The following is a 13,132-nucleotide window of genomic DNA, read 5'->3' as shown; positions in this document are numbered from 1 at the left end:
ACCCTAAAATAGACGAATCACTGTAATTATATCCACCTGTTTATTGAACATAAAGTCACAAACAGAATAAAACCTATCCATTAACGCAGTGATTAACTAAAAATCGAGACTCAAGTGATAGGCTTGCTTCATATCAGAACTCTAGGCTAAATAGATTATGCTCTCAGACAAACTAAAAAAAACCATCCGCCAAGCACATCAAAATGTCGCCTCCGCTTTAGATGGCTTTCGTCCTCGTCCGAGTCAAAATTATCTGGTCGCCGAAATAGCAAAAACACTCTCTGGTGATTATCACCGCACTCAACGTATTTGCGTGATTGAAGCAGGAACGGGTACTGGAAAATCTTTAGCCTATCTACTCGGCGCGCTTCCTGTCGCACTCTCAAGTAAAAAGAAACTCGTCATTTCAACTGCAACCGTCGCTTTACAAGAACAACTGATCAACAAAGAGTTGCCATTTTTAAAAGAACATTCAGGTATAGACTTTAAATTTGACCTTGTAAAAGGCCGTCAACGCTACATCTGCGTACAAAAACTGATGGCTGCCGTCAGCGATGATGAGATGCAAATGTCGATGATGCCGACAACCAGCAGCCCGCTTTCTCAAATGGAGCAAAAGTGCTTGAGAGAGTTAGCACTTGCTTACCAAGAAAAGCGCTGGCAAGGTGACAGGGATAGCTGGGAAGACACAATTCCAGATAAAGTTTGGAATGTTATCGCTTGTGATAAACACGCCTGCCAACGGCAATTAAAATCTCATCACTTATGCCCTTTTCATTTAGCTCGACAAAAGATTGCACAAATGGATGTGTTAGTGATTAATCACGCTTTGTTACTGGCCGACTTAGAACTAGGTGGCGGGACGATATTACCGGAACCAGAAGAAACATTTTACGTAATTGATGAAGCGCACCACCTGCCTCATATTACAAGAGATTTTTCTTCTGCAGCGGCAACGATTAAAGGCACTATCGAGTGGCTTGAAAAGCTACTTAAGTTTAGCGGAAAGATGGCAAACACCGTGGTTTCGCAAAAAGCCATTGGGCAGAATTTCAAACTGAACGATGCAGCCAATGACGCGGCGAAATATCTCAGAGCGGTAAGAGATATACTCGATCAGAGCGACTTTACCTATAACGATGACGATACCTACCGCTTTAGTCATGGCGAAGTACCTGAAGCGCTCACCGTAAAAGCAAAAGACATCGCAGATGCCACGCAAGATGCATTGCGTTGTCTTACCAAGATGCATGATGCTCTGTCGGGCGATGTTTCAGACGGCGATGTGCAAGCATTTTTAGCCGACCCGTTATTGGTTGAAAGCGGTCAATATATCAACCGACTTGAACAACTCAACAAACTCTGGTTTAGCTATGCTCGAAAAGGCGACAGCGTGCCACATGCAAGGTGGATAAAGCGCTTAGAATACAAACACCATCACGACCATTTACTTTGCGATTGTCCGATTGAAGTCGGCTATTATTTGAAGGATAACCTCTGGCGAGAGTGTGCAGGCGCGGTGCTCTGCTCCGCAACCCTCAGTGCTTTGGGCACATTCGATCATTTCGCCCACGAAAGTGGGTTGGCAAAAGAGCCTGGTGTTAAATATATCAAGGCTGATTCTCCGTTTGATTATCCCAATCAAGCAACATTGCATTTGCCAAAAACCCAAACAGATCCAACGGACAAAGCCTTTAGCGATTATTTAGCGGATGCCCTGCCAACCTACTTAGACACCAGTAAGGCTAACCTTGTACTGTTTGCTTCTTATTGGCAAATGAACCATGTAGTAGAAAAATTAAGAGGTAAAAATCTCAATATTTTGGTGCAGGGTGAGCTTTCCCGTGATGCCTTACTCACTCGTCACAAAGCAAATATCGACTTAGGTCGCGGCAGTATCTTATTTGGTACACAAAGCTTATCCGAGGGGCTAGATTTACCCGGAAAATACCTAGAGAACCTAGTGGTGACTAAGATCCCTTTCGCCGTGCCAACCTCTCCTATTGAAGAGGCTCAAGCGGAATTTGTGCAAAGTAAAGGGGGGAATCCATTTTTATCTATCACTGTACCCGATGCTGCAAAGAAATTAGTACAAAGCTGTGGTAGACTGCTGCGTAAAGAATCAGACTCCGGCCGTATCACCATCTTAGATAGACGTTTAGTTACAAAACGTTATGGCAAAGCCATGCTTGATACTCTGCCACCATACAAAAGGCAAATTGATTAATAATGTTTGAACTCGCTTTAGATCCCACTACTTGGGGGTTACTTTGCTTAGTCGCACTGGCTGCTGGATTTATTGATGCAATTGCAGGTGGTGGTGGGCTGCTAACCGTACCTGCCTTGCTTACTGCTGGCCTTCCTCCGCATTTAACCTTAGGTACCAATAAGCTTGCCGCGAGTTTTGGCTCCTTAACCGCGAGCTTTACTTACTACAAAAAGCAGTTATTCAAACCTAGCTTTTGGATTGGCTCTATTATTGCCACTGCGATAGGTGCCGTATTGGGCACATTACTTGTCGACTTTTTAAGTATCGAGTTTTTAAATAAACTTATCCCCGTTATTATCATCGCTGTCGCAATTTATAGCTTAGTCGGTAGACTAAGCCCAACAGATTCCCATACTTTGCCTGAAGCGAATCGAGCACTCAAAATCAAGCAATGGGCGCAAGGTTTATCGTTGGGATTTTTTGATGGTATGGCAGGACCTGGTACTGGCACGTTTTGGACTGCGTCTAACAGTATGCTCTATAAGATGAGCTTACTTTTAAACTGTGGTCTTGCTCGTTCAATGAACTTTGTTTCCAACTTTATTTCGCTTATCACCTTTGTAGCCTTGGGTCATGTTAACTTTATGCTAGGTATCACCATGGGCGCCTTTTTAATGTTTGGAGCTTGGCTTGGTGCGCATTCTGCGATTAAGTTTGGCAACAAACTAATCAAACCACTCTTTAACACTGTGGTTATTGTACTTGCTGGCAAGCTCATTTTTGAGGCTTATTTCTCGTGAGTACAGGACTTATCAAGCTTGAGCAACAAGTCAGCCGCTTAAAGCAACAAGCAGCACAATTTGACTCCGCGAAATGGTTTGATAAGAATCGTTATATGCAGGCACAGCCCAGCTTATTTGATGCCCGTGTATTTCGAACTAAAAGCTTAAAGCTCAGCGACTATGTTGAAGAAATAGCAGAAGCAATGTCCCACCTGCCGCCAAGTGAACAGCGCCACGCCTTTACATTTGCCATCGAACGGATAGGTTCACAAATGGAAGCCGTGTTGAAGGTGTTAAAATCAACCCCGGTCTGGGCGAAAGAAAACAAACTGAATACACCAAAAAAAACCAAAGTGTATAAGAAGGCAGTGCAGAAGATTATGCAGTCGTCCCATGAGTTATATCAGGAGCTGTCACAAAATCATGAATTTGAGCGTCGACTGCAAGAAATGATTGATCTCAGAAGACTACAGATGGACAAAGCAGATCCCACTCAAGCTGCCAAACTCAATGCCGAAATATTAGCCCTTCATGCCCGCCTTGGCCGCTGTAGAAAAGCCATTTCCGCCACCGAGCAAAGAATTCAAGAAGTTGAGAAAAGTCAGAGCCGTTAATGCTGTACTACCACCCTATTTATAGCGAGTTGAGCCTGCCTGAAAAGCATCGCTTCCCTATCAGCAAGTATAAAAAATTATACCAACGAATAAACGCCAGTAGATTTGCTAAATTTATCAAAGAACCCGAGCAAAAAATCACAGCTGATGCACTGCAACTTTGCCACGACAGTAATTACGTTGATGGCTTTCTAAACGGCACGTTGAGCGAAAAAGCAATTAAGAAAATGGGCTTTCCTTGGAGTGAGCAACTAGTTGAACGCACTTTGATTTCTCTAGGTGGCGGTTTAGCGGCAGCAAAGTATGCGCTCGAATATGGATTTGGAGCAAACTTAAGCGGCGGCTATCATCACGCACATCGCGATTTTGGTAGTGGCTTTTGCATATTTAATGATTGGGCGGTAATCGCAGCAACGCTCATTGCACATCAACGGGTGGAGCGAGCGCTTATCTTTGATTGTGACGTGCATCAAGGCGATGGCACTGCAACGATCGTTGCAGATAGAGACGATATCATTACCTGCTCCATCCACTGTGAAAGTAACTTTCCTCGTGTTAAACCGCAATCCAATTTGGACTTTGCCTTGCCTGTGAATACACCGGACGCGCAATATGTGGCAACCGTCCGCGAAGCCTTACAATTGGCGGTTCGATTATACCAGCCAGACATCATCCTCTATAACGCCGGCGCAGATGTGTATCAAGGCGATGAACTAGGACACTTTAGTGTTTCAAAGCAAGGTGTTAGGGCTCGGGATTCGATTGTTTTTGAGTATGCTCATCACCTCAATATTCCGTTAGCTTTTGCTCTTGGTGGGGGCTACCAGCGCGACGTTGATCGTCTTGTAGATATACATCAACAAACCTTTTTGGCTTTGTTCGATAACCCCGCTATTATGATATAAACTTAAAAGGAATGTGCAGGAGGCTGTATGAAGTTACATGATGATATTCATAATTATTATGAAAAGCTGGTAGTCGAACATATCGTCCGTCGTAAGTTAGATAAAATCTATGATGAAGACGTAATGGCCGACTTTTGTTGTACTGTATTGAACCAACTTCCATCGCGTTATATTCGCTACGATGTCGACATGGAGTTTTACCTGCCTCAGCCCGAGCGTGTAAAAATGGAACAAGCGGTAGAAAGTGCGATTGATTTTGCCATTGCACAAATCGCTAAAAAGGAACAATTTCAAGTATGAGTACCCCTCTAGAACAAGCGCCAACTCATGTAAAACTTGCCGTCGACCTTATTATGTTGTTAGAAGAGCATGATCTTCCTGCAGAAGAAGTCATGGCTGCACTTGAAATTGTCAGATCTGACTTTCAAAAAAAGCTAAACAACCAACAAAAAACTTAACATTAAATATACATTTAAGTCATACTTCTTCTTTAACCTTAGAGTCTAATCGATAGCGGTTGTGCAAAACGGCACAACCGCATTTATTAAGGAAAGCAGTATGACAACAACACAACTCCCTTTATTGTCCCTCGCAATTGTTGCAGCGTGTACACAATACGCTTACGCCAATGACTTTGCGGCATTAGACGAAGCCCTACCAGCCCCCTACATTATCAATGGTACTGAACCTGTGTTCGATTTTGACGGTGATGGTTGCCTGCCTAGCGCAGGGATCAGTAGAACTGGCGTGCAAAATTCAGGGCTAAAAACATCGGGGCGCATCACAGGTGATTGCCGAGATAATCAATTTTTAAATACTTCTAATACTGTGCATCGCTACGCTTGTAAAACAACGACTAGCGGCGAGTATTGTGGACACTTCTATGCACTTTACTTCAAAAAGGATCAAGTGTTTGATTACTTTGGTGGTGGTCACCGCCATGATTGGGAGTATGCAGCGGTATGGACTCGAGATGGGATAGTTACACACGGTAGTTATAGCGCACATGGCGACTTATTCACTAAACCTGCTAATGAGCTACCATTCGAGAATGGCCACTTAAAAATTGTCTATCATAAAGACGGCATTTTGACCCATGCACTGCGCTTCGCCAAATCAAACGAAATCGCTGAAAACCACTATTACCGCTTTGTCACACCCGCTATCATCAGTTGGTACAAAATGGCCGGAGATGGAATTTCGAACACGGAGTTACGAGAAAAGCTCAATCAATATGATTATGGCTCTGCCACCTTGCCCGTTAAAGACAGTCGCTTCCTCAATAACCTTAATCGCTTTAAACCCAGTGACTACCCAGTGTACTCACAAAGTGATGTAGATAACGCTCAGTAATTGCTATAACAAACTCACCTCCCCCGTCGGTGAGGTGAGTCGATATGCTTATGCCAATAGATATTAACCTGCGTCTTGCTTTTGCCTCAGCAGCCTTGCTCGCTCTAATTTATATTGTGCAAAGAAAATACTATCCATTTCACTTGTTTGCGGATCGATAAAATAGGCAATATCGCTTCTATATGGTTCGGGTGAGAAGTGTTTGCCATCTTCCCAATAAAGCACAGCGTGTTTTACTAATTCACTCAGATAGGTGTGATCCCACGCATAGTGACAAAAGCCATGGTGCTCCCCCAAGTTGGGTGAGTATTTTTTTTCAATATGCGCCATTTGCCCAGTATTTTTGTAATCTGCAAATTGTTTAGCATCTTGCTCTGCAGATTGGGGATCGGTGAAATAGGCAATATCACGCCGAGGGGGTAAGGCTTGCGGTAATCCAAATTTATCCGTTACGCCACTGCATTTTACGACGATCCACTGAACAAAATGTGCTCCGATAACGTGGTCCCATTTTAACGCAACGTACATATAACCTCCTTATGAACATCATTTATCAATTATTGCAAAGAACTGATCATGCTCGGCTAAGTTTAGCCACTTTTATTGATCTTACTAGTACAAGTTCAGTTGCCCTTAATTCAGATCAAAAAGTTTTTCAAACTATAAAAAAGCGTTACAAGGTATTACAGAAATGCGCTTTATCGCTTATTTTCGCCGATTTAGCGCTAACTTTAGCAAACGTGAATTTCACCTTACTGGCACTTTTTTTACATCCCACTACAATGCAGAAAAAGCAAGATTGGAATATATCAAATGAACGTGACACGCGGTTCGCTAAAAAATCCAGCGAGTGTAATTGTCATCTTGGTGTTGATTGTTTTATTTGGGCTGTTAAGTATATTTAAACTGCCCATTCAGTTGACGCCAGATATTGAGCAACCACAGATCACGATTTTCTCGGGATGGCGCCAAGCCGCTCCAGAAGAAATAGAATCAGTGATCATCGAACCGCTAGAAAATGCGGTAAAAAACACACCCGGCGCACTTGAAGTTAATACCAACATCAATCGTGGTAACGGCTCTATTACGCTAACATTTGCGGTGGGTGCGAATATGCAACAAGCGATGCTTGATGTGCTAACAAGCTTAAATCAGGCTCCGCCGTTGCCACTTGATGCGCTAGACCCAGTCGTATTCGCCGGCGGTAATAACGGTGAAGCAGCAGCCACTTTGTTGGTCACGCCCAAAGACTATCAATCAAATAGTCTCGACTTTGATATGGCGCAGTTTCAAAAGCAAATCGACGAGTTTATTGAACCAAGACTTGCACGTATTCCCGGTGTGGCACGCGTTGATCTTGCAAGTGAGCGGCCAAAAGAGCTGCGTATTACTTTCGATCCGCACAAAGCCGCAGCGCTTGGTATTAGTTTAGATCAAATCAGTAATGTACTTGCGAGCTCTCGCGATACCTCTGGAGGTCTTGCCAACGTTGGACGTCGTCAATATACCGTGCGATTCACCGGCCAATACGACCTTTCCAGTATGGCCCAAATGCGTGTCGGCTATTCAGGAGACAGGCCAATCTACTTAGGTGATATCGCGAGTGTGGAACGCACCTTCTCAGACCGTTTAGGCATGAGTGGCCGCAATGGTAAACCAGCCTACTATATTCGGATCTCACGGGCCAACGAGGCAAACACCGTTGCCTTACTTGATGAAATCAACCTTGCAATTGATGAATTAAACCAAGGGCCGCTGGCTGAGAATGGCTTGTCGATTGAGCTCAGCTTTGATGCCTCCGTCCACATTCGTAATGCACTTTCTTTAGTAAAAAGTAATTTAGGCCTTGGGGTACTCTTATCTTGTTTAATTCTGTGGCTATTTTTTAGAGGCTTAAAAGCAACTTTGGTGATTGCAGCTACAATCCCCATTTCATTGATGGTCGCCTTTCTCGCACTCAATATCTTTGACCGCAGTCTGAATGTGATCTCGTTGGCAGGGTTAGCGTTTGCAGTAGGCCTTGTACTAGACGCCGCTATCATAGTTCAGGAGAATATCTCACGCTTAAGAGCAGAAGGACTCGATAACAAAAAAGCCGCCTTAAAAGGAGCGGCCCAAGTGACCGGAGCATTATTTGCTTCGACAACCACCAGCGTCGCCATCTTTTTACCTATTCTCTTTATGGCGGGTATTGAGGGACAGCTATTCTCCGATTTAGCACTGACACTCTCGATTGCCGTTATTGCGTCAATGTTGTGTGCTATTACCCTTATTCCACTGGCAAACCATTTGTGGCCAGACTCTGAACTAAAGCCAGATCCTTATCATCAATACTGGCAAAAACTCACAAATTTCATCATGAAGTTGACCAATAACAGAGTAAAGCAACTTACTTGGATTGGCGTATTACTGGGTGGCTCTGTGGTTGCAACCATGACCATGCTGCCAAAAACTGACTTTATGCCAAGAGCTCCTACCGACGGCTTTTTCTTTAACCTAGTGACACCACCTGGCGGCAACGTACAGTTTATGGAAGAAGAGTTGCTGCTGCGCGTGAAAAAACGCTTAATGCCCTATTACCAAGGCGAAAAAGAACCAGGTATTAAAGACTTTAATTTCTATGCGTTTGGTTCTAATGCTGGCGGCTTTATCTATTCAGCCGACCCTCAACGTGTTGAAGAACTGATGAAAGTGGCCAGAGAAGAAATCTTCGTCGACCTTCCCGATACTCAAGTGTTTTTCTTTCGCGGTTCCATGATCCAAGTCGCCAATGGCGGCGATGGTCGCGATATTAATATTGACCTCACAGGTCCCAATATGGACGACTTAATCTCAGCTGCTCAGGTGGCTTTGCAGGCAGTACAAACCGCGCTACCAGAGGCAACTGCCAGACCTCAGCCGCGATTGGATATGGCAGAGCCAGAACTTAGATTAACGCCTAACGATCGCAGGATCACCCAAGCGGGATTAACCCGTCGAGATGTATCTCAAGCGGTACAAGCCTATACCGGTGGATTATTCGTCAATGAGTATTTTGATGGTAACGAGCGTATGAACGTTATCCTTCGTGGTATCCCTTGGCAAAGCCCTGAGGAACTAAAAGCCTTGCCCATCGTAACACCTCAGTCAGGAATTCAAACTCTCGGCGAGTTGGCGAATATAGAACGTACAGTTGGCCCGACGCAGCTGCGACGTGTCAACGGCCGTCGCACGGTCAGCATAGTTGTCACACCTCCGGCTGATATGAGCCTGCAGCAAGTGCAAACCATCTTGAGTGAACAGGTAATGCCAAAAGTGCGCGCAAGCCTGCCGGCCAGTGCTGGTGCTATTTTGGCGGGGAATGCGCAAAAGATGAATTCCGCAATGGAAGAAATGGCACTGAATTTTGTCCTTGCGTTGTTCATTTTGTTTTTGTTGATGACCGCGCTATTTAAGTCTGCCAAAGACAGCGCCTTGGTATTGTTAGTGATGCCACTGGCTATCGCAGGTGGCGTGCTGGCTCTGTATATTTTAAACCTCTTTACCTTCCAGTCCTTGGATTTACTGACCATGATAGGCTTTATCATCTTGCTTGGGCTGGTCGTAAATAACGCCATTTTGCTGGTGGATCAGACTCGCGTTGCGATGGCATCAGGCATGAGCCGTGAAGAATCGGTCAGACAAGCGGTGTTACTAAGAGCAAGGCCCGTTTACTTGAGCACCTTAACCAGTCTGTTTGGCATGCTGCCACTCATGCTCATGCCAGGCGTAGGCTCAGAAATCTACCGCGGCCTTGCGACCGTCATCGTCGGTGGCATGGCTATCAGTGCACTATTTACCTTAGTGTTGATGCCGAGTTTATTGCAACTTGGGCGGCAAACTCCGCCATCCGAAACAAACAAATCAACGGCCAAAGCCCCGCTCAGCCTAGTTGCCAATCAGTAAGTAGTGAGAACAGAATGAAAAACCCGATAAAACAGACACTTCAGGCCCTAGCACTATGTGCTGGGATCGTTGCGCCACAAGCCATCGCCGTGGTGCCAGTCACCGTCGCAGAAGTGACAAAAGCCCCTCTCACGAGCGAAATTGAAGTTAGTGGCACACTGTATGGGAAAGACGACGTGACGCTGACCGCTGGAGTTAGTGGCCGTTTGTTGTACGTAGCAGAACCCGGTACCAGTGTCGCAAAAGACGAAATCTTAGTACGTATGGACACACTTCCGCTGGAACTCGATAAGGCCCGCCAAGCCGAATTATTAAATCGAGCCAAGATCAACTTACGCTTATATCAGCAAGAATTGACGCGATTAAAGAAGCTCGCAAAAACCAGTAGTGCGGCAGAGAGTCAAGTCGATGAAATGCAAAATAAACATGACCTAGCGCTGTCGGATATCGCCTTAGCGGAAGTCGAACTTAGGGTTATTGACGATAAGTTGTCTCGCGCAACGGTCCGTGCACCATTTGATGGCGTTATCAGTGAACGTTTTAAGCGCGCGGGTCGAGAAATAAACCGCGCCGATGAACTGCTCACCATATTAGATATCCATCATCTTGAGGTTCGCTTATATGTGCCCGTTAAATACTTAAAGTTTTTGCAAAAAGGCATAGCGCTGCCAATCCGTTCTGGTGACTTATCGCAGCCAGATAATACGTCAGCAAAAGTCACAGCTGTGATCCCCTCAACCGATCCGCGCTCACAAACCGTTGAAGTGCGTGCAACACTTGCAGCAGATCAAACCCATACGTGGGCAATTGGTCAATTAGTTGATGTGGCAGTGCCGCTCACCAGCAAACAAGCCGTATTGCTAGTTGACCGGGACGCCTTGATATTACGCAAGCAAGGCACCCATATCGTTAAGATAGACGAGCAAAATAAAGCCGAACAAATTCCTGTCACCGTCGGCAATGGCAAAGGCCAATGGGTGGAAATTACTCCTCGCACCAGCGATATCTTACATGCCGGTGATAGAGTCGCCATTCGCGGCGCAGAGCGCCTGCAAACAGGACAAGACGTCGAGGTGACAAACCCTTAATAACAAACCAGTTACTAGCCCAATGAGCTCACTCATGGACGAGCGGCTCATTTTTAAAAGCATCACAGCTTCCGTATGCAGTTGAATTAATTATTCACAGCTTTACGCCTACCATTTTTTAGCTGCTTGGGTAAGGTCAACAAAAACTCCACTCCTTTATCATCTGAATATGCCTTAATACTGCCCTGAAGCACATGGCTCACGCTGTTAAATACAATGGTTAAGCCAAGTCCTAATTGTGCCGCTAGATTTGTACTAAAAAAGGGATTAAACACTTGCTCTGTATTATGATCAGGCAGGCCTCGGCCATTATCTTTATAGCTTAGCTGCCATGCATCATCGTATTCATTCACACGGATGGTAATAAGAGGTTGGTCTTCTACATGATTGTCGATAAATCCGTGTTGCACTGAGTTGTGCATAAACTCCTTCAATACCTCAAGCAAGATATTGGGATAGGTTTGTACCTCAAGGCTATCGTTATCCAACATTAACTTAGCAGTTGGCGCTGTGCGGATCAGCATTTCACGAATGTGTAAATTTAAAAAGTCTGATAATTCTATCGTTTTAAGTTCTGCACTACCAATTGAGGTATTAATTGCTTTAAATCGCTCGACTGTGGCATTGAGGCGATTGGCACTACGGTCAACAATATCTGATGCCACTAAAGCATCCCCTATAAAGTGATTAAGTTGACTAGGCGACAGGGTTTTTTGTTCAAATTTATCTTGAACGTCGCGTAGCGAGCCATTAAGGGATGAGTTTGCGGTGATCACTAAACCTATTGGTGTATTGAGATGATGCGCCATCCCCGAAACCAATCCAGCTAGTGACGACATTTTCTCCGCTTCAACGAGCATTTCTTGCGTATTGGTTAACTCTTTTAATGTGGCCCGTAGCTTGCCATTTCGACGTCGAATTATTTGGATCACTAAAATAGTTGATACGGCATAAATCAACATAAATATGATAATACTCAATAGCCACTTTTGTTGTGCGCTTGCCTCTGCAGCTTGAACCGCCTGCACTCGTTTAAGCGACTCTATTTCTAGCTCTTTTTCAACCATTTCAAGTTCGTAAGAAGCACGAGATAAGGTAATATTGCGCTGCTGAGCATAAATCTCTCGCTCCACTTGGCTTAACTCCTGTGTTAAAGCCAGTGCGTGTTTGCTGTCCCCCTGAAGCTCGGCTATTTTCGCCAACACAGACAAAGCGCTTACCTGCTTACTTTTAGTACTTGTTTGCTTCGCAGATCCCAAGACTTCTTCAGCCAGCTTTTTAGCTTCCGTGATATCTCCTTGTTTGATATCCAAGGTAATTAAATCGAGCTTAACGTCATTGACTTCGCGAACATTACCAAGCCGTTGAAAAGTCACGATGGCTTTCCTGAAATAGGCCGATGCAGCACCCAGTTGACCTCTAGCAAGCGCGACTTTTCCTCTAAACTGTGACGAATACGCTAGATGGTAGTCTGACTTGCTATTCTTTTGAATTTGCTGTGCTTTATCAATAAACTTTGTAGCGTTATCGTATTCACTTTTAGCTATGTAGACTTTAGCAATGTTGTTGTAAAGTAATGATAATGACAGCTCATCTTTATTTGAATTCAGAAAGTGCAGGTACTCGTTATAGTAATCTAACGCAACATCATATTGGCCGAGCAAAAAATAAACGTCAGCAATATTATTTTTTGTTTGGTATACCATGTCCTCGCCTCGTTGCTCCGCAACAATCAATGCATCTTTGTACTGCACTAAAGCAAGCTCATACAATCCTAGTTTAGAATAAACTCCCCCCGACAAATTATAGTATGCATAAATCAGCGATTTATCTTGAGCGTCACTTATCAGCTGTTTGATTTCATTTGTCGTACGCATAGCAGCCGAAAATTGATTCAGCTCCATTTGAAACCAAGCTTTGTAATTCAGGATTTTGATTTTTTGATCTGCGCTCAAACGACTAGTATTTAAGGCTTGTTCAGTGAGTTGAAGCGCAATTTTAGGGTCAACGGTATATTGTTCTCTAATTTGCAGCCGAAGAGACTCAAAATCCTCTTCATTCAGTTCTGCTTGAACGTAAAACGGACACAAAAGCAGCAGAAACACTGCAAACTTAAACATATATTTACCTTTACTAATAATAAAGAACTAAAGATATACAGTAATTTATTTTTATTTCGAATAAAAGAACAATCAGATCCGAGCTGTTTGCCTTTATTCCTTCATATTGCACGCATCTATCGGTGTAATCTCCCTTT

The 13,132-nt window shown here is 44.2% G+C and carries 11 protein-coding genes; 9 read left to right on the top strand and 2 right to left on the bottom strand.

What is annotated here, in order from left to right:
• Nucleotides 1-157: 157 nt before the first annotated feature.
• The 7 genes from dinG (at nt 158) to MHN30_RS01760 (ending at nt 5,863) form a co-directional block, all read left to right on the top strand.
• A complete protein-coding gene (gene dinG, locus MHN30_RS01790; RefSeq protein WP_099029414.1) occupies nt 158-2,227 on the top strand; it encodes an ATP-dependent DNA helicase DinG in 2,070 nt (689 codons plus the stop codon).
• Between the two features lie 2 nt (nt 2,228-2,229).
• Nucleotides 2,230-3,009, top strand: coding sequence for a TSUP family transporter (locus MHN30_RS01785; protein ID WP_010606576.1), 780 nt, complete (start codon nt 2,230-2,232; stop codon nt 3,007-3,009).
• Nucleotides 3,006-3,605 carry a primosomal replication protein gene (locus MHN30_RS01780; RefSeq protein WP_239357582.1) on the top strand — a complete coding sequence of 200 codons (600 nt, stop codon included), beginning with the start codon at nt 3,006-3,008 and terminating at the stop codon, nt 3,603-3,605. Before MHN30_RS01785 ends, MHN30_RS01780 begins: the two co-directional genes overlap by 4 nt.
• Nucleotides 3,605-4,510: a histone deacetylase gene (locus MHN30_RS01775; protein ID WP_239357579.1), complete on the top strand. Its 906-nt coding sequence runs from the start codon at nt 3,605-3,607 to the stop codon at nt 4,508-4,510. The genes MHN30_RS01780 and MHN30_RS01775 overlap by 1 nt, the downstream gene beginning before the upstream one ends.
• Nucleotides 4,511-4,537: 27 nt before the next feature.
• Nucleotides 4,538-4,810, top strand: a complete 273-nt coding sequence (locus MHN30_RS01770) for a late competence development ComFB family protein (RefSeq protein WP_039496836.1) — start codon at nt 4,538-4,540, stop codon at nt 4,808-4,810.
• Nucleotides 4,807-4,968: a DUF2496 domain-containing protein gene (locus MHN30_RS01765; RefSeq protein WP_010375809.1), complete on the top strand. Its 162-nt coding sequence runs from the start codon at nt 4,807-4,809 to the stop codon at nt 4,966-4,968. The genes MHN30_RS01770 and MHN30_RS01765 overlap by 4 nt, the downstream gene beginning before the upstream one ends.
• 100 nt (nt 4,969-5,068) lie before the next feature.
• A complete protein-coding gene (locus MHN30_RS01760) occupies nt 5,069-5,863 on the top strand; it encodes an NPP1 family protein (protein ID WP_045989194.1) in 795 nt (264 codons plus the stop codon).
• Nucleotides 5,864-5,926: 63 nt separating this feature from the next.
• Here MHN30_RS01760 and MHN30_RS01755 read toward each other — a convergent pair whose 3' ends face one another.
• Nucleotides 5,927-6,391 carry a hypothetical protein gene (locus MHN30_RS01755; protein WP_045989193.1) on the bottom strand — a complete coding sequence of 155 codons (465 nt, stop codon included), beginning with the start codon at nt 6,389-6,391 and terminating at the stop codon, nt 5,927-5,929.
• Between the two features lie 285 nt (nt 6,392-6,676).
• Here MHN30_RS01755 and MHN30_RS01750 point away from each other — a divergent pair, with 285 nt between their 5' ends.
• Both MHN30_RS01750 and MHN30_RS01745 read left to right on the top strand, forming a co-directional pair.
• Nucleotides 6,677-9,787: an efflux RND transporter permease subunit gene (locus MHN30_RS01750; RefSeq protein WP_130163668.1), complete on the top strand. Its 3,111-nt coding sequence runs from the start codon at nt 6,677-6,679 to the stop codon at nt 9,785-9,787.
• A 14-nt stretch (nt 9,788-9,801) separates the two neighbouring features.
• Nucleotides 9,802-10,875 (top strand): efflux RND transporter periplasmic adaptor subunit, encoded by a 1,074-nt coding sequence (locus MHN30_RS01745; protein WP_239357576.1) that lies wholly within the window; start codon nt 9,802-9,804, stop codon nt 10,873-10,875.
• A gap of 86 nt (nt 10,876-10,961) precedes the next feature.
• Here MHN30_RS01745 and MHN30_RS01740 read toward each other — a convergent pair whose 3' ends face one another.
• On the bottom strand, nt 10,962-12,995 hold the full coding sequence (locus tag MHN30_RS01740; RefSeq protein ID WP_130163666.1) for a tetratricopeptide repeat protein: 2,034 nt from the start codon (nt 12,993-12,995) through the stop codon (nt 10,962-10,964).
• Nucleotides 12,996-13,132: the final 137 nt, after the last annotated feature.

Origin of the sequence: Pseudoalteromonas sp. OF7H-1, assembly GCF_022347825.1 — a bacterium.
Lineage (GTDB): Bacteria > Pseudomonadota > Gammaproteobacteria > Enterobacterales > Alteromonadaceae > Pseudoalteromonas > Pseudoalteromonas maricaloris.
Note: the sequence above shows the minus strand (reverse complement) of the source record. Positions and strands in the feature narration are given on the sequence as shown.

Excerpts from the sequence above, each read along its gene's own strand:
- dinG (WP_099029414.1), top strand. The coding sequence starts at position 158 with ATGCTCTCAGACAAACTAAAAAAAACCATCCGCCAAGCACATCAAAAT.
- MHN30_RS01785 (WP_010606576.1), top strand. The coding sequence starts at position 2,230 with ATGTTTGAACTCGCTTTAGATCCCACTACTTGGGGGTTACTTTGCTTA.
- MHN30_RS01775 (WP_239357579.1), top strand. The coding sequence starts at position 3,605 with ATGCTGTACTACCACCCTATTTATAGCGAGTTGAGCCTGCCTGAAAAG.
- MHN30_RS01770 (WP_039496836.1), top strand. The coding sequence starts at position 4,538 with ATGAAGTTACATGATGATATTCATAATTATTATGAAAAGCTGGTAGTC.
- MHN30_RS01765 (WP_010375809.1), top strand. The coding sequence starts at position 4,807 with ATGAGTACCCCTCTAGAACAAGCGCCAACTCATGTAAAACTTGCCGTC.
- MHN30_RS01760 (WP_045989194.1), top strand. The coding sequence starts at position 5,069 with ATGACAACAACACAACTCCCTTTATTGTCCCTCGCAATTGTTGCAGCG.
- MHN30_RS01755 (WP_045989193.1), bottom strand. The coding sequence starts at position 6,391 with ATGTACGTTGCGTTAAAATGGGACCACGTTATCGGAGCACATTTTGTT.
- MHN30_RS01750 (WP_130163668.1), top strand. The coding sequence starts at position 6,677 with ATGAACGTGACACGCGGTTCGCTAAAAAATCCAGCGAGTGTAATTGTC.
- MHN30_RS01745 (WP_239357576.1), top strand. The coding sequence starts at position 9,802 with ATGAAAAACCCGATAAAACAGACACTTCAGGCCCTAGCACTATGTGCT.
- MHN30_RS01740 (WP_130163666.1), bottom strand. The coding sequence starts at position 12,995 with ATGTTTAAGTTTGCAGTGTTTCTGCTGCTTTTGTGTCCGTTTTACGTT.